This window comes from Tenacibaculum xiamenense, from assembly GCF_964513065.1.
Lineage (GTDB): Bacteria > Bacteroidota > Bacteroidia > Flavobacteriales > Flavobacteriaceae > Polaribacter > Polaribacter xiamenense.
Map to the genome: position 1 here is coordinate 1 of NZ_CAZEQU010000022.1, position 20,755 is coordinate 20,755.

The following is a 20,755-nucleotide window of genomic DNA, read 5'->3' on the forward strand; positions in this document are numbered from 1 at the left end:
TCAAGGGAGCTGATAATATAAAATCGAGTAATCAATAATACTCGTATTTAGTCTTATCTTAATTCATAAAACCATGTTAGTTATAACATGGTTTTTCATTTTTAATATAATGAATGTATAAAAAGTATTATTTTAATTTACCAAAAAAAGTAAGGCTATAATTAGGTAGGAGTGTAGGGTTAGTAATTTTAATAAAATCCTTCAAAACTAAATCAGGTCTCATGGGAGATAGTTCAAAATACATTAAACCACCTGTTTCACCTTTCTTGTGAGCAATTGTATAAACATTATCGTTGCTAAAAGATAGAAATTCTTTAAAATGAGGATTTGACGAACTTAGTTGTTCCTTTGTTTCGTATAAACCACAGTTTAACCAGTAATTAGCACTTTTTCCTTTTTCAAGAACATTTTCAAAATTTAATTGTAAGCTACCCGTACCTTTACTTTCTTTCCAAGCATAATTTAAATTTGCATCCTTCAAGAAATTTGCAAAATAACTTTCACCAGCGGGAACATTCCATATGTCTTTAAACATACTTCCAGAGATCACGGTAGAAATGTTTTTGTTACTTTTAGCAAGAGCCTTTACTCTTAAATATTCATTTTCTATTCTTGAAAAGATACTATCAGCTTCTTCTTCTTTGTTATATAAAATACCAAAAAACTTAATCCATTCGGCTCTGCCTAAAGGAGTTTCTTCTAACCAATCACCGTTAAAAATCACAGGAATCCCTGTCTTTTTAATGTTATTGTATAATTTACTATTTGGATGTAATGAAAAACCAATAACAAGTTGTGGCTCTAAATCAAGGAGTTTTTCGGTATTCATGTCTTGTTCTAACCCTAGCTCGACGACTTTTCCATTTTTTATCCTATTTCTAGTTTTTTGAGACGAAATATATTTTGTGTGAGGAAATCCAACCAATGATGTTTCAACATTTAAAGATTCAAGCATTGGAATGTGAGTTGTGCTTGTTACAACTACAGATTCAACAGGCACTTTAATCTTATTTTGTTTTATATCAGACTCATCAGATAGAGTATAGGTGAATTGCTGATCGGAATTCTGAAAAACCTTTTTTATAATTAGTTTCCTCTCCCCATTTTCATGAAGAATATCAAACCCTTTTGCATATTTTATTGTAGAATTTGAAGAGGTTTGCGTATTGTTTTTAGTTTTCTGTTTGCACTGAAAAAAAGAACATGAAAGTATAAATAGAAGTAAATAATGTTTCATGGTTTAGTTTATTAAACGTTTAGAGTTATAATTGCTCCATAAGGTACTTTCAAATTGAATGAATCTTTTAATGGAATATCATTAACAAATGCATGCATGCTTCGAATAACTCCAGCATGCGTAATTATAAATGCTTTTTTGATTCCTTTTTCTTTTAATTCCTCTAGGAATTCAGAGGTACGACCAAACATCTTGATATAAGATTCACCATTTGTAGGCGCAATATTCACAAAGTCATTCATCCAAATATCTAATGTCTTCTTATCTATATCATCCCATTTTTTCAATTCCCAATCTCCAAAATTGAGTTCTTTCAAGCGATCATCAAAACTGATATTATTAGATAACTTTTTTGCTAGAATTGCACATCTTTTTAACGGACTACTGTAGAAGGCTATTGTATCGTCAATATTTTTAAGTTGCTTTTGAATTGTTAAAAATTCTTCTTCAAAACTATCTTCAATCTCTATGTCTGATTGACCATAACAAATACCCTTTTCAATTTTAGGTGTAGTATGCCTAATTAAAATAACTTCCATACAATTAATAAGCTTAGATAAAAAACAACTTCCGCTACTTGCTGTAATGCCCCTGCACAATCTCCAGTTTGACCTCCTATCCATTTTTTAAAAAAACGAGCTAAATATAGGTAAGTAAACAATAACGGAATCAATACGAGAAATACATAATAATTTTTAAAAAAGAATAAAGGAATAATACCAAAAATAATTGAAATTGTTAGAGATTTGGCACTCATTTGTTTTGTGGTGGGCTTCACTTTAGAACTCTCATTATCCCGAACATATTCATGTGTAAAAAGCAAAACTGTGGCTATAGCTCTACTAATACTATGTCCAGAAATAATAGTAATAATTATATTTACAGAATTACTATTCAATTCATTGAGAGATAAATACTTCAGCCCTAAAATAGAAATAAGACCAATAACACCGAAAGTACCCAATCGGGAATCTTTCATAATTGTTAAAATTCTTTCTTTAGTCCATCCACCACCAAAACCATCACAAACATCGGCAAAGCCATCTTCATGAAAAGCACCTGTAACCCATATTGAACTAATCATACTTAATAGAATAGCTATGTTTTCTGGAAAAATGAAAGAGGTTCCGTAAAAAATGAGCGCAGCGATTGCACCAACCACAATTCCCACTAATGAAAAATAGCGACTACTTTTATTTAGAATGTCAGCAGAATGATCTACCCATTTTGGGCATGGGATTCGAGTAAAAAAAAGAACTGCAGTTAATAAATAATGGATTTGCCTTTTAATCATAATTTAAGCCTCACTTACGTTGGCGCTTTTAAAGGTAGCCATATTATTTAAAAAATTAACACTAGCTTCAATTAGAGGAAAGGCAAGAGCACAACCAGTACCTTCACCTAAACGCATACCAATATTTAAAAGAGGTTTAGCGTTTAAAAATTGTAACATTTTTTTATGACCTTGCTCTCCTGAAGTATGGCAAAAAATGCAATAATCAAGAATGTTAGGAGCTATAGAATTAGCTGCTAATAGTGCGGAAGTAACTATAAAACCATCGATAAGTAATGTCATTTTTAATGATGCTGCTTCTAGCATAGCTCCACACATCATAACAATTTCAAAACCACCAAAAGCGATTAAAGCATCTATTGGAGTTTTAATATCATTAGTATGAAAATTATAAACTTCTTTTAATGTTTTTATTTTAGTATTTAAACCTTCATCATTCAACCCTGTTCCTCTACCAACACAGTTCTCTATTGGTGTTTTTGTAAAATAGCTCATTAATAAAGAGGCAGCGGAAGTATTTCCGATACCCATTTCTCCAAAACCGATAACATTACAACCACCATTAAAAATTTCTCGTGCTAATTGTCTCCCTTTTCCCAAAGCCAATTCACATTGTTCTTTCGTCATAGCTTTGCTTAGGCTATAGTCCTGTGTTCCTTTTGAAATTTTCACCTTACTTAGTAAGGGGTGGTCTTCAAAATCTGCATTTACACCTGCATCAATAACCTTTAAATCAATGTTGTTTTGTTTACAGAAAACATTAATAGCTGCACCACCATTTAAAAAGTTAAGTACCATTTGTTGGGTAACTTCTTGCGGGTAAGGACTTACTTTATTGGTTTTAGCAATACCATGATCGCCAGCAAAAACTAAAATAGTTGGCTGTTTTATTTGAGGGGTCAAAGTATTTTGAATTAATCCAATTTGCAAAGCGATATTTTCAAGAGAACCTAAAGCCCCAATAGGTTTTGTTTTAAAGTTAATTTCCTCCTGAATTTGAGATTCTAATTCTTTCGAAACTGAAGTTATGTTAGTTTGCATGAGTTCTATTTTAATTTTAAGGGTAAACCAGAAACCATAAAGTAAGCTTTGTGAGCATGTCTTGCGATAAATTGATTTGTCCAGCCTTGTAGCTCGGTAAACTTCCTTCCTGATTCTGTTGTGGCATGTAGTCCCATACCTATTTCATTTGAGATAATTATAATATTAGCATTGATAGTTAAAAGCTTTTTAAATTCACTTTTCGCGAGTTCTAAAGACTTTTTAACATCATATTCGGTATCCATAAAAAAGTTTGTAAGCCATAAGGTAACACAATCAATTACCACCGTTTGGTTATCTGAAATTACGGTGCTAATCCATTTTTCTTCTTCTACTGTTGTCCATCGATCATCACGATCAGATATATGGCGATCTACTCTTTTTTGAAAATCTTCATCCCAAATACGTGAAGTAGCTAAATAAATGGGTGATTCAGATAAAGATTCAGCTAAATTTTGAGCATAACTACTTTTACCTGAGCGCTCACCACCTGAAACATAATATATCATTCTTTAAGCTTTAGAACTGCAAAGATTATAAAGTTTTTACAGAATGTAGGTGTTCTCGTATATTTTTCTCAAAATAGACCTGGAATTTGAATTATTTAATGCGAAATTTTCAAATAATCAGTTGATTATAATAGATATTATAAAAGAATGGAATATCTTTGCCCCGATTTTTGGTTTTTCTTTAAAATCATTTAAAGTGAATTAAAAGGGAATTCGGTTAAAATCCGAAGCTGTTCCCGCAACTGTAAGCTATAAAGCTTGTAATAAATCTTTAGCCACTGTTTTTATTAAACGGGAAGGCAAATTGCAAGACGCGAGCCAGGAGACCTGCCAAATATCAAGATAAAACAAACTTTCGGGATAAAGGTTTGATATGGCATTGCTGTATATATACTTTTCCTGATAACAAAATTCTAAATAATAATTAACAATGAAAAAAAAGGTACTTTGTTTAAGTGTTTTAACATCAATGTTTGCTTTGAGTAACTATGCTCAAGATAAAGTGAAAAGCATAGAGTTAGATGAAGTGGTAATCTCAGATTCAAAATTTAAATTAAAGAAAGAAAATTCAGGAAAAGTAATCCATAAAATTACTCCAGAGATTATTGAAAATAACAGTGGTAGAAGTGTTGTAGATGTTATTAATAATATTGCAGGAATTGAAATTAATGGAAATACAAGTTCACCAGGAAAAAATATTGATTTATTTATAAGAGGAGGAAGATCTAAAGAGGTAGTTATTCTTATTGACGGAGTGCAGGTTTCTGACCCAGGAAGTTTTTCAGGAGCATTTGACCTGAGATATCTTGATTTAAATAATATTGAATCAATTGAAGTGGTAAAAGGAGCTGCAAGTACTTTATATGGTACTGGAGCGGCAACAGCAGTAATCAATATAAAATTAAAAGAAGCAAAGTCTGGAAAAGCGAATGTGGCGTTATCTCTTTTCGGTGGAACGAATAATGATCAAGTATCTAGTAATGGTACTTCAATCCAGAGCTCAGCAAATGTAAATGGTAAGATTGAAAATTTTGATTACTTAGTAAATTTTTCATCTTTTGACGCTCGTGGAACTTCATCGGCTAGATCCGAAAATGGTACGACTTTCACAGATGATCCTTTCCAAAGAGTAGCAACAAATGTTAAGTTAGGATATAAATTTAATGAAAAGTTTTCAGTAAAGACTTTTGGAAGTTATTCTGAATTTAATAATAGTTATGATAATGAGTCATTTGAAGATGGTGTTAATAACACTTTAGATAAGAGTTATAGATTGAGTGTGAGTCCTGAATATGTTTACGGAAAAGGAAGTATTCAAGTAAATGCGGCATACAGCAGGTATAATGCTAACAGGGAAAACACTCGTTTTCCAGCTACAATGGAGTCTGAAAATTATATAGTAGATGCTTTCGTTAAACATCAATTTGACAAGTTTTACGTAGTAGGTGGGGTTAATTTTCAATATAATGAAATTATCGAGGCATTTAATCTTCCTTATGGAGCACCAGATTTAACAAGAGTAAACTACTCTGAATCTCCTATTACAAGATTAATTGATCCATATTTGAATGCTGTTTATGTTTCTGGGTTTGGATTAAATGTAAATGCAGGAGTTCGTTTAAATAACCATAATAAATATGGAAATCACTTCGTTTATAATGTAAACCCTTCTTATAGAATTAAATTACCAGGAGGATATGTTAAGTTTTTAGGTTCTTATAGTACGGCATTTTTGTCTCCAACAATTCAAAACTTATACGATGTACAATATGGTAATTTAGATTTAGAGCCTCAAGAAAGTACTACAATTGAAGGAGGAGTGGAGTATAAATATAGTAGCTTAGTTTTAAATACGGTTTATTTCAATAGAAACGTTGAAAATATTATTGGATTTGATAGTAACACTTTCCAATCAATAAATCAAGGAACAGCAAAAATTCAAGGTATTGAGTTTAATGCAGATTATAGTATACTAAAGAACCTAACAGTAAATGCTAATTATACTTATACGGATAACGAAGAGTTAGCTATAAGAATTCCAAAACATAAAATAAATGCAGGATTGAATTATGGAATTAAAAACACAAACTTTGGATTAACTTACCAATATATTAGTGATAGAGATGATACTGATTTTAGAAACTATCCTTCTGTGAATGTTCCATTAGAAGCTTATTCTTTATTGAACTTCTCAGCAAATCATGAGTTAAACAAAAATGTTAAGTTGTTTTTAGCGGTTACAAATATTTTTAATGATGATTATCAAGAGGTATTTGGTTTTACAACTTTAGGAAGAAATTACAATCTAGGAGTTCGCTTGAATTTTTAATTCCCCCCCAGAGTAACTAAGTTACTTAAATTAAGACTCACCATTGGTGGGTCTTTTTTGTTTTAAGGTGTTGGTTTTTAGTTGTTTGTTTTTGGTTTGGTTTCTCTGTAGTGGCTGTTTGTTAAAAAACTTGTAAAATATTTTATACTTTATGTAACATAATTATGAAATAAGCGTCTTGTAAGAAAATAACCATCAAACTAACATAAAATTAGTGATCAATTGGTTTTGTGATTGTTATTTTGGTAAGAAAATTAACTAACAAATGATAAAAATAGAAAATCTCCACAAGTCCTATCCAATAGGAAAAGATTCTCTTCATGTTCTTAAGGGCTTAGACTTACACATAAAGGAAGGAGAGTTTGTTTCAATTATGGGATCATCAGGATCTGGTAAATCAACTCTTTTAAATATTGTTGGGTTGTTAGATGTTCATGACGAAGGAAACTACTATTTGAATGGTCAATTAATTGAAAATTTAAATGAGAAGAAAGCGGCAATTCTAAGAAATAAATTTCTAGGGTTTGTTTTCCAATCTTTTAATTTAATATCTTATAAAACTGCACTTGAAAATGTTGCTTTACCTCTTTATTACAAAGGGATAAATAGAAAAGAAAGGTTAAAAGTTGCTCTAGAATATCTTGACAAAGTAGGTTTAAAGCAATGGGCAAACCATTTACCCAATGAACTTTCTGGAGGGCAAAAACAGCGTGTTGCTATAGCCAGGGCCTTGGTAACCAAACCTAAAGTTGTTTTAGCGGATGAGCCCACAGGAGCACTTGATTCTACAACCACGGATTCTGTAATGGATTTATTAAAAGAAATTAATGATGAAGGAATGACAGTTTTCGTGATCACTCATGAGGAAGACGTTGCAGAACAAACAAACAGAGTCGTGAGATTGAAAGATGGAGTTATTATTAGCGATGAATTAACTGAAGCAGGTAAAGCTAAAGCTGGTAATTATGTTTGATTTAGATCGTTGGAGAGAAATTTTCCAGAGTATAAGTAAAAATAAACTTCGTTCAGTATTATCGGGCTTTACGGTTGCTTTCGCTATTTTGTTATTTACTTTACTTTTTGGAATAGTTACAGGGCTTCAAAATCAGTTTAAAACGGCTTTTGTTGACGATGCTCAGAACGCCATGTTTGTAAGGGTATGGAAAACTTCAAAACCATATAAAGGATTACAAACAGGAAGAAGAATACAACTGAAAAATAAAGACTTTGATTATGTTAAGGATGAATACAAAGATAAAATTCAACACTTAACTGCTAGAATTTATAAAGGAGTAAATATAACCTACAAGAAAAACCAGAATAATTATCAACTTAGAGCTGTTCACCCTGACCATCAGTTTTTAGAAAAAACAATTATTGATGAAGGAAGGTATATTAATGAATTGGATCTTAAAAGAAAATCAAAGGTTATCGTTATAGGTAGATTGGTCAAAAAGGATCTTTTTGGAGAAAAGCCAGCATTAGGAAAACGTGTTAGTGTTGATGGAATTTCTTACAAAGTAGTCGGTATATTTTCTGATGAAGGTGGCGATAACGAAGAAAGATTAACTTATATGCCCGTTACTACAGCTCAAAGGTTATATGGAAATAATGATTATATAAGTCAGATAAATATTGGATATGATCCTAAATTGAGTTTAAATGCCGCCATTGCCTTTGGAAATCAAATGGAAAAAGATCTTAGAAAAAAGTTAGATATTCATCCTGATGATCAAAGTGCCTTGTCTATTAATAATATGGCTGAAGCAAATAAAGGTATTAATCAATTTATGCTGGCTTTGTACTTTATTGTGATTTTTGTTGGTTCAGGTACTTTAATTGCTGGAATTATAGGAATTAGTAACATTATGATATTTGTTATTAAGGAAAGAACCAAAGAATTTGGTATTAGAAAAGCGTTAGGAGCCAAACCTTCGTCTATAATCGGAATGGTAATACAAGAGTCGATATTAATCACAGCTTTGGCAGGTTATATCGGTTTGTCCATAGGAACTTATATTTTAAGTGCCATTGGAGATGATTTAGAAGAATATTTCATTAAAGATCCAAGTGTGAGCCCTGGAATAGTAATCGGAGCTACAGTTATTCTTATTCTTTCAGGGTTGATAGCAGGGTATCTTCCTGCTAAGAAAGCAGCAGAAATAAAACCTATTGTAGCACTAAGAGCAGATTAATTATGAGATTTTTATTTGATTCAGACACTTGGCAAGAAATTTACGGAAGTATCCGTAAGAATAAAGTTAGAACAGTAATTACGATTATTGGTGTTCTTTGGGGAATTTTCATATTAGTTGTTTTACTTGGAGCAGCTCGAGGAATGGAAAATAACTTTAAAAAGATATTTGGAGATTTTGCCACGAACAGTGTTTTCATTTGGACACAGGCAACGGATAAGCCATTTAAAGGGTTTCAGAAGGGGAGAAGATTGATTTTAACCTTTAAGGATATTGATATTTTAAGAAGAGAGTATAAAGATGAGATAAAACTTTTGGCCCCAAGAAATCAAACAGAGGGACTTCTTGTTAGAAACTTTAAAACTGGAGACTTTCAAGTAAGTGGTGATTATCCTATCCTTGATAAAATCCAAAAGAAAGACTTGATGTATGGTAGGTTCATTAACCAGAATGATATTGAAAACAATACTAAAGTTTGTGTTATATCAGAAGATATGTACAAGCAGTTGTTTGAAAAGAATGAATACCCTATTGGTGAATACATCAAGATAAGTGAGGTAAATTATCAGTTAGTCGGAGTTTATAAATCGACTGATGGGATTGACATAGATGATGATACAGCATACATACCTTTTACAACTTTTCAAAAAGTTTACAATACGGGTAATAATATAGACTGGATGATGGTTACGGCCAATAAAGGTATCGATATAGAACAAATGGAGGAGAACATTATTCTAAGTTTGAAAAATTTACACAAGGTGCATCCAGAAGACGAAAGAGCGTTTGGTTCTTTTAATTTAGGAACACGAATTGATAAATTAAATGGATTCTTAAAAGGAATGCAGTTTTTAACTTGGTTCGTCGGAATAGCTACTTTAATTGCAGGAGTATTTGCCATCGGTAATATTCTTTTGATTACAGTAAAAGAACGAACAAAAGAAATAGGTATTCGAAGAGCTTTAGGTGCAACACCATCCAGTATTAGAAGACAAATTATATTAGAATCTGTTTTCTTAACAACAATTGCAGGGATGATCGGAATTATTGCAGGAGGAGCTATACTTTACCTATTGGATGTTACTGTAGCATCTGGAGAAGATCCAACATTAATTAATCCAACAGTAAATATACCAATAGTTATGGTAGCATTTTCTATCCTAGTAGTATTAGGAACATTAATAGGATTAATTCCTGCCCATATGGCAACATTAGTAAAACCAATCGAAGCATTAAGAGAAGAATAAAACAATCAACAAATCATGAGTAAAAGAGCAAAAATCATTTTAGGAATTATAGCAGTTTTGTTTGTAGCTGTTCTAATTTGGTTAGGTAAGAAAAATCAAAAGAGTATTATTACCTATGAAACAGAAAAACCATTTAAAACTTCAATAGAAAGAAAAGCTGTAGCAACGGGTAAAGTTATTCCTTTAGAGGAAGTAGATATCAAGCCTCAAATTTCTGGTATTATTGATAAAATATACTTAGAAGAAGGAGCAATTGTTAAAGCAGGAGATTTAATTGCAACAGTAAGAGTTGTACCAAACATTCAGTCGCTAAATTCTGCGAATGGTCTTGTTAAAAACGCTAGGTTAACATACGATAATGCCAAAATTCAATATGACAGAAATAAGAAGTTGTTTGATAAAGGTGTAATTTCTCGTCAAGATTATGAAACATCTTTACTAAACTTTAATAACTCTAAGCAAAGTTTATATAACGCTAAGTCTGATTTAGATATTATAAAAAGAGGTACAACCGCAGGTTTAGGAAGAACTGCCAACACAAATATAAGAGCTACGGCATCTGGTATGATCGTTGAGATTCCTGTGAAAAAAGGATACCAAGTTATTCAAAGTAATAACTTTAATGAAGGTACCACGATTGCTACTATTGCTGATATGACAAAAATGATTTTTGAAGGAAAAGTAGATGAGTCAGAAGTAGGTAAGTTAGTGAAAGGATCTGATATTGAAGTTGCTTTAGGAGCGATTGACGGTAAGAAATTTCCAGCTAAATTGAACTTTATTGCACCTAAAGGAACTGAGGAAAGTGGAGCGGTACAGTTTAAGATTAAAGCTGATGTTTCTTTAGATGATAAATATTTTGTAAGAGCAGGATACAGTGCTAACGCTAATATTGTTCTTGAAAAGAAAGATAGTGTATTGTCAATAAAAGAGTCTCTTTTAAGATTCGATAAAGAATCAGAAGAACCATATGTTGAAGTAAAGTTGAACGATAATGGGAAATTTGAAAAGAAAACAGTGAAGTTAGGAGTATCTGATGGTGTAAATGTAGAAGTTTTAGAAGGGGTTACTGCTAATGACGAAATTAAAATATGGAATAAAGCTTCTAAAGATAAAGATAAAGACAAGGAAGAAGATAGTTAAATATAAAACTTAATTCTATCTCTTTAACTTATGAAGGTGCTCATTGTAATAATGAGTACCTTTTTTTGTTTAGTATTTAGTATAATATAAATAGCGGTAATTTATATATGAGGTATTTTATTTATTACTTGTTTAGTAGTTTACTATTATTCGTTTCATGTAAGGAGAATCAGTCTATTAATGAGGATTACATTACTCTAAATTTAGTGAAATCAATTTTAGAAAATGAAAACTTTATGAATATAAACTCAATTGCAGAAATTGATCCTTCGAGGAATCAGTTGGATGAAGAATATAAAACTTTTGTCAGTCGGTATTTGAAAATTAAAGATTTAATTCATTTGGAAAAAGAATTTGAACTTTATAAAAACTTCAAAATAACTCCTGAGATGGTAAATTTTAAGAAACTCATAGCAGAGGAAAAAATAAACGATTTTACGAAACTTGCGGGTTTTACAAGAGACAATGATTATAAATACATTGATTGGTTAATAAGTAATGGATGTAAATATGGTTTTGGAGTCATTTCAAGACCTATTTTCAATGAAGAGTATAATATGGCAATAATTAGGTTAGAAACAGTTTGTGGTCCCTTATGTGGAGGTGGATTAATAGCAATTTATAAACTTCACAATGAAGAGTGGGCTGTGGAGAAGATATTAGATAGATGGGTAAATTAACATTAGAATTAGAAAAGAATCATCTTCTAGTTAATATGGCAAAAAAATAACCCTGCAGATTTCTCTACAGGGCGTTTTATATTTTGTAAAATTCAAAGATTTTTACTCTGTACCACTTGATACCATGCTTTTCGCTTTAGCAGGAGCAGCATTTTTGTCAATAAAACCTTTAATTTTTAAAACTTTTCTTTCAGATTTCGCATTCGACATAATAGTGATTGCTTTAGAAAAACCACCTGGTCTTTTCGTGTCATAAGAAACTTCTATCTGCCCTTTTTCACCTGGCATAACTGGTTTTTCAGGTTTTTTAGGAACAGTACATCCACATGTAGATCTAACATCTTTGATGATTAAAGGAGCATCTCCAACATTAGTAAATTCAAAAACACGTTTTCCTTCAGATCCAAGAGCTACCTTTCCATAGTCAATTACTTCAGATTCAAATTTGAATTCCTGAGCATTCACTGTTAAAGCGATAAAGAAGATAGCTACAAATGATAAAATTGTCTTCATAAATGTTATTTTTTAAAAGGGGTTATACAACCGTTGCACAAATTTATAATTATTTTTTAGGTATTAAAAAAATGACAACTATTTTTCTATAGCTCAGAGATAGTTGTATTTTTGCTAACTTAGATTTCAAAAATAATGCCAAAAAAAAATATTTGGTTAAATATAGTAAAAACATATGAATATTCCATCAAAATACAACGCTAAAGAAGTAGAAGGAAAATGGTACGATTACTGGATGAAGCATAATTACTTTCATTCAGAAGTAGATGACAGAGAGCCATATACAATTGTTATACCTCCACCAAACGTCACGGGAGTACTTCATATGGGACATATGTTAAACAACACTATTCAGGATGTATTAATTCGTAGAGCTCGCTTACAAGGTAAAAATGCTTGCTGGGTTCCTGGTACTGATCATGCTTCTATTGCAACTGAAGCAAAAGTAGTAGCTAAGTTAAAGGAGCAAGGAATTAATAAAAATGATCTTTCAAGAGAGGAGTTTTTAAAACATGCTTGGGAGTGGAAAAATGAATATGGTGGAATTATTTTAGAGCAACTTAAAAAATTAGGTGCTTCTTGTGATTGGGAAAGAACTGCTTTTACCATGGATCCTGCCTTATCGGAATCTGTAATAAAAGTTTTTGTTGATTTATATAATAAAGGATATATCTACAGAGGATTCCGCATGGTTAATTGGGATCCAGAAGCTAAAACAACTTTATCTGATGAAGAGGTAATTTATGAGGAGCGTCAAGGAAATCTATATTATTTACAGTATGATGTTGTAGATTCAGATGAAAAGGTAACAATTGCAACTACACGTCCTGAAACTATTTTAGGAGATACGGCAATCTGTATTAATCCTGAGGATGAACGTTACGCTCATTTGAGAGGAAAAAAAGTTATTGTTCCTTTATGTAATAGAGAGATTCCTATTATTGAAGATAGTTATGTTGATGTAGAGTTCGGAACAGGATGTTTGAAGGTAACTCCTGCACATGACGAGAATGATAAGGTTTTAGGAGATAAACACAACCTTGAAGTAATTGATATTTTTAATGAAGATGCAAGTTTAAATTCTTTCGGTTTACACTACGAAGGAAAAGATCGATTTGTTGTTAGAAAAGAAATAGCAAAAGAACTTGAAGAAAAAGGTTATTTAGTAAAAATAGAGCAACACACCAATAAAGTAGGTACTTCTGAAAGAACCAAGGCAGTTATTGAACCAAGATTATCAGACCAATGGTTCTTGAAAATGGAAGATTTAGCAAAGCCTGCATTAGATGCCGTTTTAGGAGAAAATAGAGATGTAAAGTTATTCCCGAGAAAATTTGAAAATACTTATCGTCACTGGATGGAAAACATCCGTGATTGGAATATTTCTCGTCAATTATGGTGGGGACAGCAAATTCCTGCTTACTATTATGGAGAAGGAAAGGAAGACTTTGTAGTTGCTGAAAATGTACAGAAAGCTTTAGAATTAGCTAAAGTGAAAACAAATAATTCAGAGCTTACTGAAAATGATCTGCGCCAAGATGAAGATGCTTTAGATACTTGGTTCTCTTCTTGGTTATGGCCAATGAGTGTATTTGACGGAATAAGAAATCCAGAGAATGAAGAAATTAAATATTATTATCCAACAAATGATTTAGTAACAGGTCCAGATATTTTATTCTTCTGGGTAGCGCGTATGATTGTTGCTGGATATGAATATAAAGATCAACGTCCTTTTGAAAACGTTTATTTAACTGGTTTAGTACGAGATAAGCAACGTCGTAAAATGTCTAAGTCCTTAGGAAATTCTCCGGATGCTTTGAAGTTAATCGAAGATTATGGGGCAGACGGTGTTCGCGTTGGTTTATTATTAAGTTCTGCAGCTGGTAACGATCTTTTATTTGATGAAGCACTTTGTCAACAAGGAAAAGGTTTAGGAAATAAAGTATGGAGTGCTTTTTATTTGACAACTCTTTGGGAAGTTTCTGAATCATTGGAGCAGCCTCAGTCTAGTAGAATAGCATTAGATTGGTACAAAGCAAAATTCCAAAAAACCTTATCTGAAATTGAAGATCATTATAGCAAATATCGTCTGAGCGATGTAATCATGTCAATATACAAATTAATCTATGATGATTTCTGTGGATGGTTATTGGAAATCGTAAAACCGGGATATCAACAACCAATAGATGCGAAAACATATAATGAAGTAATCGCATTATTTGAGGATAATTTAAAGATTTTACATCCGTTTATGCCTTTTATTTCGGAGGAAATTTGGCAGGCCATTGCAACCAGAACTCCAGAAGAGGCATTAATCATAGCTAAGTATCCAACTTCTCAAGAATCAGAAGAAAGCTTAATCGCCGAGTTTGATTTTGCTTCGGAGGTGGTTTCTGGAATTAGAACAATTAGAAAAGAAAAGAACATTGCTTTTAAGGAAACTATAGATTTAATCATCACAAACAATGAAAAGGTTTCTGCTAATTTTGATAATGTAATTAAGAAGTTAGGAAATATAGAAACACTATCTTATTCTGATGAAAAAATAGAAGGAGCTTTGAGCTTCCGTGTAAAGTCAAATGAGTATTTCGTTCCAATCTCGGCGGATAATATTAATGTTGAAGAAGAGGTTCAAAAGTTAACAGAAGAGCTTAATTATACAGAAGGGTTTTTAAAATCTGTTCAAAAGAAATTGGCTAATGAGCGTTTTGTGAGCAATGCACCTGAGCAAGTTGTAGCAAACGAAAAGAAGAAGGAAGCTGACGCTTTGGCAAAAATTGAAACTATAAAAAATAGCTTAGCAAGCTTACAGTAAAATGTATTTTTAGAGAGAATAAAGGTCTATCATTAAGATAGACCTTTTTTTATGAATTAAAATAAAAGAAGATAAGGTTTTGGATAAAATGACTAACTTTATCATAGTCAATCTTTAAGGGATTGTATTGTGTAACTAACTAAATCAAAAATTATGGAAAACAATAATAAAGTACCAAATTGGTATTGGGTTCTGGCTATCTTTTTTTTGCTGTGGAATATGATGGGTGTTTTCTCTTTCTATATACATACTTTTATTTCTGAAGAAACTCTGGCTCAACTACCAGATAACCAACAAGCTTTGTATACTGAATATCCTATGTGGGTTACAATTATATTCGGAATAGCTGTGTTCTTTGGCCTTGCAGGGTCAATAGGTTTAATCTTTAAGAAGAAATGGGCAAAAATGGCTTTTATTATTTCTATTTTGGCCATTGTTCCTCAAATGACTCATAATGTGTTTTTCACGAAGTCAATTGATATTTATGGATTACTTCATACAATAACGATGCCTATTTTAGTAGTTGGTTTTGGAATATTTTTAGTGTGGTTTTCGGGCTTTGCAATTAAGAAGAATTGGTTAACATAGGTCAATATTTTTTATAGTGGATATGTTATGTTGATTAAGGCTAAAGTTATACATTGGGGGTGTAATTAATATTAATCCCTTCGTATGAAAAACTTGTTAATCAGAGTTTGTTTTGTTTGTCTATTATGCAATTCATGCAAATCAAATGAAACGTCAGATATAAAAGTTGTTAAACTAACTGAAACTACCAAAAGTTGGAATGGAGATATTCTTCCAGAGTATCCAAAAGGTCAACCGAAAGTTTCTATACTTCGTATTACTATTCCTCCAAAAAAGAAACTAGAAATTCATAAGCACCCTGAAATCAATGCTGGAGTTCTTTTAAAAGGAGCTTTAACTGTGATAAGTGAGAAAAATGATACTTTATACTTAAAGAAAGGAGATCCTATTGTTGAATTGGTGAATACTTGGCATTATGGGAAAAATGAAGGAGCTGTTCCAGCTGAAATTATCGTTTTTTATGCAGGAATCCAAGGAACACCAATAACTGTATTAAAGCATGAATAAAGACAGGGAATTTTTAATCTAATCAATAATATTAATCTGAAGGAAAAACGATACCATATTTCAACATCAGATGGAGTTTCTATTGCATTATGGAAGCTATATTCTGAAGATACCTCGGGAAGAAACATTCTACTAACCCATGGAACTTTTTCGAATAAAAAGATTTGTGAAGGAATAGCTAGTTTTTTAACTGAAAGAGGTTTTATATGCTGGATTATGGAATGGAGAAATCATGGAAATAGTGATAAAGTTGATTCAGACTTTAATTTTGAAACCATTGCTAAATATGATTTAAAATCTGTATTTGATTTTTTGTTTGTGAATATGTCTATCCGAAGTATTGATTGCCTAGCTCATAGTGGAGGAGGAATAGCTTTAATAATGTTGTTAATAAATAAGCCCAACTATCAAACAAAAATAAAAAGTATAACGCTATTTGGTACTCAGGCTTTTGGTGCTGGAACTCGTTTTTCAAATAAGATAAAAATATTTTTTGGTAAATACATTACAATGTTGCTGGGTAAGGTTCCAGCAAATAAAGTAGGGTCAACAGAGCATGATGAAAGTTATTATACAATGAAGCAATGGTTTGATTGGAATTTGAAGGGGAATTTTATTGGAAACAATGGTTTCAATTATATGGAAAAAATGCCAATGATAAATGTACCAATCTTATCAATATGTGCCAAAGGAGATACGTTTATTGCCCCAAAAATTGGATGCGAAAAGTTTATAAATGCTTTTAGAAACGAATCTAATCAACTATGGTATTTATCAAAGGAAAAAGGAAATTTAGAGAATTATGACCATAGCAGAATTTTAAAATCTCAAAACGCAAAAAAAGAGGTCTGGCCAAAGGTTGTAAAATGGATTGATTCTAGGACAATTACGTTTTGATCATCAAAATAAATAGCATCACCTTATTAATTCATAAGGTTTAACCTTACATATTTATATAGATGTTCTATTTACTTTTTTATTAAGGATTCTTAAGTGGTTGATTTTTTGATACTACGAATAACTTTGTTATATTTGATTACCCCCCTTAAATAATCGTGATGAAAAAAATAACTTTTTTATTATTGGTATCTTCTAATGTGATGTTTTCTCAGATAGATGCTAATTCTTTGTTTGGTCTACCAAAAGCTTCAACAACGGAAATGAATTCTATTTCATTACCTAATGAGGGATCCATTCTTTATAATACTACAATTAAAGGAGTGTATTTTAGAGATGATACCTCGTGGCAAATGTTGACTCCTATTAAGAATATTACTTCAACAGACCCTTTTTTAACAATTAATAATAATAGTTCGGTTTTTGAAATAACTACGACATTTAAAGATGTTACTTCAGAATTAATGTTTGAAGATGATGATTATTGTTATGTTTCTATGATCGAAAATGGAACAGAGTATCTCGTGATAAGGTATGATAAAACGGATATAAATGCTGAGATGAGATCAACAGGTACTGGAGCTCAACCAAGTACACTCGCTGAAGTACAAGCTTTAACTTATAATTAAAATATGAAGAAAAGTATTGGTTTCTTTGTCATTTGCCTTGTCTTATTTGTAAATACTGCATTGGCAAATTTTACTTTGTCTGGAGGTGTTATTACACAAACAGGAACGGATAATAACTTATCAGGCTTGGCGGCCATAGCTGGTGTAACCACAACCACTAATGGAGCAGGAGCCAATCAATATATCACATACAACTTAAATAATTTACGATTGGTAATTCAGGGAACTCTCAATCATAATCCTGAACAAGAACAGCTTTTGTTTAATAATCCAGGAAACCCAATTATCGATATTCAAAATGGAGCGGAATATAACTTAGGAAGCGATGTGACTGTAAATGGAATCACAAGACAAACGTTAGGACTTGGAATATTTGTGTCTTCAACTGATGCGGGGTGTTGTGGTTCAGGTCAAGCGGTACTTTATGTTAGAGGAGGGGCTACTTGGAACTGGAGGGGAGCTACAATTGATGTAGGGCAACTACCGTGGTTTGCAGAACCAACATCATCGGTAAACATTACCAATGGTGTATTATTAGTAAGGAGAAGTGCGACTTCAGATGTGGTTCAAGTAAGACAAAGCTCTGATAATTTTGTTGTTGATGGTCTCACTTTTATTGGAAACGGTGAAGGAGATATAACTTTTTTGAGAAGACCACAACAAATGAATAATTATAGACCCGAAACAACAGGAGGGGCTATTGCATTCTCTTCTTCTACACCAAATTATGATGTTACTTTTAGAGGGTATTCAGGAGGAGATAGAGGAAATACTCAAGATATAAAGTTTTGGTCTGGATGTCGCCCAATATTAATTAATTCAAAAACAGGTTCTCAATTAATTGCTGGAAATCATCAAAGTGGCCATGGAAATGGATATGGAGTGGTATTAGTTTATCAAGAGTTGGATCTGAATGTACAAGATATAAGTAATAACCCTGTGCAAGGTGCTACGATGTATATTGTTGATACTAATAATGGTAATAGAGGAACTTACAATAGGGAAGGGCATGTGGTGAATAACATGGCCGATAATGAGTATTTGGTTCAAACGGATGTAAATGGAGATATTCCGCAACAACAAATTTTATTGGCTGCAAATGTGGCTAATTCAGGTGCTGCAAATGGTTTAAATACTGGTACTTATGCATGGGATTATAGAGGTAAAAATAATGATGATAGCGATTTGTTTGATGTTCATATTTGGTCATATAATCATTTGTATCAAATAATTCCCGATGCAGAGTTAAAAGGAGTAAATGGAACTTCATTAACCACAAAAATTTTCGAAGATACTAGCGTTTCGGAAACAAATAAAGCTATTGTCGATGCTTACACTGCAATTGATGATTTAGATAAGCTGTACGACAGAGCTAAAAGTTTTAAAGTTGATAATGTAACTTCTTTGGGAATTGAAAACTCTTTTTTTTCCACTGTTGGAGATCAGCTAGTGTTGAGAACTGGCTGGGATATAGTAATTGATCAAACAGCGACAGGAGTATTCACAGTTGATGAAACGGAACAAATTATAACTTTAAATACAAGTGCTTTAAGGTTTGGAGCAAAATTCAAAAGTATTCAAGCAACAGGAACTATTTCTACTGCTAATGGATCTGCCATTGAATTTGGATATATTGATAGTACAGGAACATATAAGTACATTGAATTAATAAACTTAACAAGTACCGATGTTACTGTTACCGATTTTGTTCCCTCACCAGAAAATGTTTTGCAAGAAAACCTAAACTTTACAGGCACATTAAAAACCTTGTTTCAGGCACCAGCAGATGCTTCGAATACGAAAGTAAAATTATCACGATATGGTTACTCAGAATGGATTGAAACTGTTCTTGAGAATGATTTGTCGTTTATTAGGGAAGTGGAGTTAATACCTTTGCCTGAATGGTCAGGGAATCAAGATGAACTTATCTATTATACCCAAAAAATATTACAGAAATCAGAGGCAATTAAAAATGCATTTAATAATCCTGTACAACCAACGTTGAATGTCAGTAATACGGTTACTACAAATGGTACACCAGCCTCGGAGGAAAACCAACAGGCTTTACTTAATTTATTGAAAAGAGTTCTTTCGAAAGTAACGAATATAAGAGAACGAATGAATCACTAAAATTAAAAAGACCGCAAGTTGATTTGCAGTCTTTCTCTTTTATTTTTATAATATTGAACTTAGTCTTCTTGTCTATAGTAAGCCAGTAGAGTGTTTTTTAAGAGCATAGCAATTGTCATTGGACCAACACCACCAGGAACAGGAGTAATGTGAGAAACTTTGTCTTTTACACCTGCAAAATCTACATCACCAACTAATCTGAATCCACTCTTTTTAGAAGGATCAGCAACTCTGGTAATTCCTACATCGATAATTACTGCACCATCTTTTACCATTTCACCTTTCAAAAACTCAGGAATACCTAAAGCGGCAACAATTATATCAGCTTCCTTGGTAATTTCTTCCAAATTCTTAGTTCTACTATGAGTTAAGGTTACTGTAGCGTTCCCTACTTTTCTTTTTTGAGCAAGAAGTATACTCATAGGACTTCCAACAATATGGCTTCGACCTATAACTACTACATTTTTACCCGAAGTTTCAACATTGTATCTTTCTAATAATTCTAAAATACCGAATGGAGTAGCCGAAATAAAGGTTGGTAGATTTAATGCTAATTTACCAACATTCATAGGGTGAAAACCATCAACATCCTTTTCAGGGGCAACAGCCATTAGTACTTTTTGTTCATCAATGTGAGCAGGTAAAGGCAATTGAACTATAAATCCGTTGATATCGTTATCAACATTTAATACTGCGATTTCATTCAATAATTCCTCCTCTGTAGTTTCTTCCGAAAGTCTAATAAGAGTAGATTCGAAACCAACTCTTTCACAGGCTTTTACTTTAGCATTTACATAAGTTAAACTAGCACCATCATTTCCTACAATAATAGCTGCTAAATGAGGAGCTTTTTTATCTTTTGCCTTAAGATCGGCAACCTCTAAAGCGATTTCTTCTTTAATATCAGCAGAAGTTTTTTTTCCGTCGAGTAATATCATGATATGTTGTGTTGTTGTTTATGTATAAAGGTAGAAAGTAAAAAGAGAAGCCGATACTTCTCT

The 20,755-nt window shown here is 32.1% G+C and carries 19 protein-coding genes and 1 riboswitch; of the genes, 12 read left to right on the plus strand and 7 right to left on the minus strand.

The features are described 5' to 3' along the window. Positions 1-127: 127 nt before the first annotated feature. From ACKTTV_RS09195 to ACKTTV_RS09215, 5 genes are read right to left on the minus strand one after another with little or no spacing between them, the layout of a single operon-like run. Positions 128-1,237 (minus strand): ABC transporter substrate-binding protein, encoded by a 1,110-nt coding sequence (locus ACKTTV_RS09195; protein WP_408030544.1) that lies wholly within the window; start codon positions 1,235-1,237, stop codon positions 128-130. A gap of 11 nt (positions 1,238-1,248) precedes the next feature. Beyond that, positions 1,249-1,776: an alpha-ribazole phosphatase gene (cobC, locus tag ACKTTV_RS09200; protein ID WP_408030545.1), complete on the minus strand. Its 528-nt coding sequence runs from the start codon at positions 1,774-1,776 to the stop codon at positions 1,249-1,251. Continuing rightward, positions 1,761-2,531: an adenosylcobinamide-GDP ribazoletransferase gene (locus tag ACKTTV_RS09205; RefSeq protein ID WP_408030546.1), complete on the minus strand. Its 771-nt coding sequence runs from the start codon at positions 2,529-2,531 to the stop codon at positions 1,761-1,763. Before ACKTTV_RS09205 ends, cobC begins: the two co-directional genes overlap by 16 nt. Positions 2,532-2,534: 3 nt before the next feature. After that, positions 2,535-3,572: a nicotinate-nucleotide--dimethylbenzimidazole phosphoribosyltransferase gene (cobT, locus tag ACKTTV_RS09210; RefSeq protein WP_408030547.1), complete on the minus strand. Its 1,038-nt coding sequence runs from the start codon at positions 3,570-3,572 to the stop codon at positions 2,535-2,537. A gap of 5 nt (positions 3,573-3,577) precedes the next feature. Continuing rightward, on the minus strand, positions 3,578-4,081 hold the full coding sequence (locus tag ACKTTV_RS09215; protein ID WP_408030548.1) for a bifunctional adenosylcobinamide kinase/adenosylcobinamide-phosphate guanylyltransferase: 504 nt from the start codon (positions 4,079-4,081) through the stop codon (positions 3,578-3,580). A gap of 154 nt (positions 4,082-4,235) precedes the next feature. Continuing rightward, a riboswitch (cobalamin riboswitch) is annotated at positions 4,236-4,430 on the plus strand. Positions 4,431-4,511: 81 nt separating this feature from the next. Here ACKTTV_RS09215 and ACKTTV_RS09220 point away from each other — a divergent pair. The 6 genes from ACKTTV_RS09220 (at position 4,512) to ACKTTV_RS09245 (ending at position 11,675) form a co-directional block, all read left to right on the plus strand. After that, complete coding sequence (locus ACKTTV_RS09220; RefSeq protein ID WP_408030549.1) at positions 4,512-6,410, plus strand: TonB-dependent receptor plug domain-containing protein; 1,899 nt, start codon at positions 4,512-4,514, stop codon at positions 6,408-6,410. 265 nt (positions 6,411-6,675) lie between these two features. Next, positions 6,676-7,383: an ABC transporter ATP-binding protein gene (locus ACKTTV_RS09225; protein WP_408030550.1), complete on the plus strand. Its 708-nt coding sequence runs from the start codon at positions 6,676-6,678 to the stop codon at positions 7,381-7,383. Beyond that, entirely contained in the window at positions 7,376-8,605 is a 1,230-nt protein-coding gene (locus tag ACKTTV_RS09230) for an ABC transporter permease (RefSeq protein ID WP_408030551.1), read from the plus strand. Before ACKTTV_RS09225 ends, ACKTTV_RS09230 begins: the two co-directional genes overlap by 8 nt. A 2-nt stretch (positions 8,606-8,607) precedes the next feature. Further along, complete coding sequence (locus ACKTTV_RS09235; protein ID WP_408030552.1) at positions 8,608-9,852, plus strand: ABC transporter permease; 1,245 nt, start codon at positions 8,608-8,610, stop codon at positions 9,850-9,852. A gap of 15 nt (positions 9,853-9,867) precedes the next feature. After that, positions 9,868-10,995, plus strand: a complete 1,128-nt coding sequence (locus ACKTTV_RS09240; protein ID WP_408030553.1) for an efflux RND transporter periplasmic adaptor subunit — start codon at positions 9,868-9,870, stop codon at positions 10,993-10,995. 206 nt (positions 10,996-11,201) lie between these two features. Beyond that, positions 11,202-11,675: a hypothetical protein gene (locus ACKTTV_RS09245; RefSeq protein WP_408030554.1), complete on the plus strand. Its 474-nt coding sequence runs from the start codon at positions 11,202-11,204 to the stop codon at positions 11,673-11,675. A 102-nt stretch (positions 11,676-11,777) separates the two neighbouring features. On the opposite strand, the gene ACKTTV_RS09250 is transcribed toward ACKTTV_RS09245, so the two are convergent. Then, on the minus strand, positions 11,778-12,188 hold the full coding sequence (locus ACKTTV_RS09250) for a DUF1573 domain-containing protein (protein WP_408030555.1): 411 nt from the start codon (positions 12,186-12,188) through the stop codon (positions 11,778-11,780). 175 nt (positions 12,189-12,363) lie between these two features. On the opposite strand from ACKTTV_RS09250, the gene ACKTTV_RS09255 reads away from it, so the two are divergent. The 6 genes from ACKTTV_RS09255 (at position 12,364) to ACKTTV_RS09280 (ending at position 19,754) form a co-directional block, all read left to right on the plus strand. Continuing rightward, positions 12,364-15,003, plus strand: coding sequence for a valine--tRNA ligase (locus ACKTTV_RS09255; protein WP_408030556.1), 2,640 nt, complete (start codon positions 12,364-12,366; stop codon positions 15,001-15,003). 153 nt (positions 15,004-15,156) lie between these two features. After that, a complete protein-coding gene (locus tag ACKTTV_RS09260) occupies positions 15,157-15,591 on the plus strand; it encodes a hypothetical protein (RefSeq protein WP_408030557.1) in 435 nt (144 codons plus the stop codon). An 84-nt stretch (positions 15,592-15,675) separates the two neighbouring features. Then, complete coding sequence (locus ACKTTV_RS09265) at positions 15,676-16,098, plus strand: cupin domain-containing protein (protein WP_408030558.1); 423 nt, start codon at positions 15,676-15,678, stop codon at positions 16,096-16,098. Positions 16,099-16,224: 126 nt separating this feature from the next. Then, positions 16,225-16,995, plus strand: coding sequence for an alpha/beta fold hydrolase (locus ACKTTV_RS09270; RefSeq protein WP_408030699.1), 771 nt, complete (start codon positions 16,225-16,227; stop codon positions 16,993-16,995). 161 nt (positions 16,996-17,156) lie between these two features. Continuing rightward, a complete protein-coding gene (locus tag ACKTTV_RS09275; RefSeq protein ID WP_408030559.1) occupies positions 17,157-17,624 on the plus strand; it encodes a hypothetical protein in 468 nt (155 codons plus the stop codon). A 3-nt stretch (positions 17,625-17,627) separates the two neighbouring features. Next, positions 17,628-19,754: a hypothetical protein gene (locus tag ACKTTV_RS09280; protein ID WP_408030560.1), complete on the plus strand. Its 2,127-nt coding sequence runs from the start codon at positions 17,628-17,630 to the stop codon at positions 19,752-19,754. 59 nt (positions 19,755-19,813) lie between these two features. On the opposite strand, the gene folD is transcribed toward ACKTTV_RS09280, so the two are convergent. Next, complete coding sequence (gene folD, locus ACKTTV_RS09285; protein ID WP_408030561.1) at positions 19,814-20,692, minus strand: bifunctional methylenetetrahydrofolate dehydrogenase/methenyltetrahydrofolate cyclohydrolase FolD; 879 nt, start codon at positions 20,690-20,692, stop codon at positions 19,814-19,816. Positions 20,693-20,755: the final 63 nt, after the last annotated feature.

What these genes read in the sequence shown, in the direction of transcription:
- ACKTTV_RS09195 (WP_408030544.1), bottom strand. Translation starts at nt 1,237, where the DNA reads ATGAAACATTATTTACTTCTATTTATACTTTCATGTTCTTTTTTTCAG.
- cobC (WP_408030545.1), bottom strand. Translation starts at nt 1,776, where the DNA reads ATGGAAGTTATTTTAATTAGGCATACTACACCTAAAATTGAAAAGGGT.
- ACKTTV_RS09205 (WP_408030546.1), bottom strand. Translation starts at nt 2,531, where the DNA reads ATGATTAAAAGGCAAATCCATTATTTATTAACTGCAGTTCTTTTTTTT.
- cobT (WP_408030547.1), bottom strand. Translation starts at nt 3,572, where the DNA reads ATGCAAACTAACATAACTTCAGTTTCGAAAGAATTAGAATCTCAAATT.
- ACKTTV_RS09215 (WP_408030548.1), bottom strand. Translation starts at nt 4,081, where the DNA reads ATGATATATTATGTTTCAGGTGGTGAGCGCTCAGGTAAAAGTAGTTAT.
- ACKTTV_RS09220 (WP_408030549.1), top strand. Translation starts at nt 4,512, where the DNA reads ATGAAAAAAAAGGTACTTTGTTTAAGTGTTTTAACATCAATGTTTGCT.
- ACKTTV_RS09225 (WP_408030550.1), top strand. Translation starts at nt 6,676, where the DNA reads ATGATAAAAATAGAAAATCTCCACAAGTCCTATCCAATAGGAAAAGAT.
- ACKTTV_RS09230 (WP_408030551.1), top strand. Translation starts at nt 7,376, where the DNA reads ATGTTTGATTTAGATCGTTGGAGAGAAATTTTCCAGAGTATAAGTAAA.
- ACKTTV_RS09235 (WP_408030552.1), top strand. Translation starts at nt 8,608, where the DNA reads ATGAGATTTTTATTTGATTCAGACACTTGGCAAGAAATTTACGGAAGT.
- ACKTTV_RS09240 (WP_408030553.1), top strand. Translation starts at nt 9,868, where the DNA reads ATGAGTAAAAGAGCAAAAATCATTTTAGGAATTATAGCAGTTTTGTTT.
- ACKTTV_RS09250 (WP_408030555.1), bottom strand. Translation starts at nt 12,188, where the DNA reads ATGAAGACAATTTTATCATTTGTAGCTATCTTCTTTATCGCTTTAACA.
- ACKTTV_RS09255 (WP_408030556.1), top strand. Translation starts at nt 12,364, where the DNA reads ATGAATATTCCATCAAAATACAACGCTAAAGAAGTAGAAGGAAAATGG.
- ACKTTV_RS09260 (WP_408030557.1), top strand. Translation starts at nt 15,157, where the DNA reads ATGGAAAACAATAATAAAGTACCAAATTGGTATTGGGTTCTGGCTATC.
- ACKTTV_RS09265 (WP_408030558.1), top strand. Translation starts at nt 15,676, where the DNA reads ATGAAAAACTTGTTAATCAGAGTTTGTTTTGTTTGTCTATTATGCAAT.
- ACKTTV_RS09275 (WP_408030559.1), top strand. Translation starts at nt 17,157, where the DNA reads ATGAAAAAAATAACTTTTTTATTATTGGTATCTTCTAATGTGATGTTT.
- ACKTTV_RS09280 (WP_408030560.1), top strand. Translation starts at nt 17,628, where the DNA reads ATGAAGAAAAGTATTGGTTTCTTTGTCATTTGCCTTGTCTTATTTGTA.
- folD (WP_408030561.1), bottom strand. Translation starts at nt 20,692, where the DNA reads ATGATATTACTCGACGGAAAAAAAACTTCTGCTGATATTAAAGAAGAA.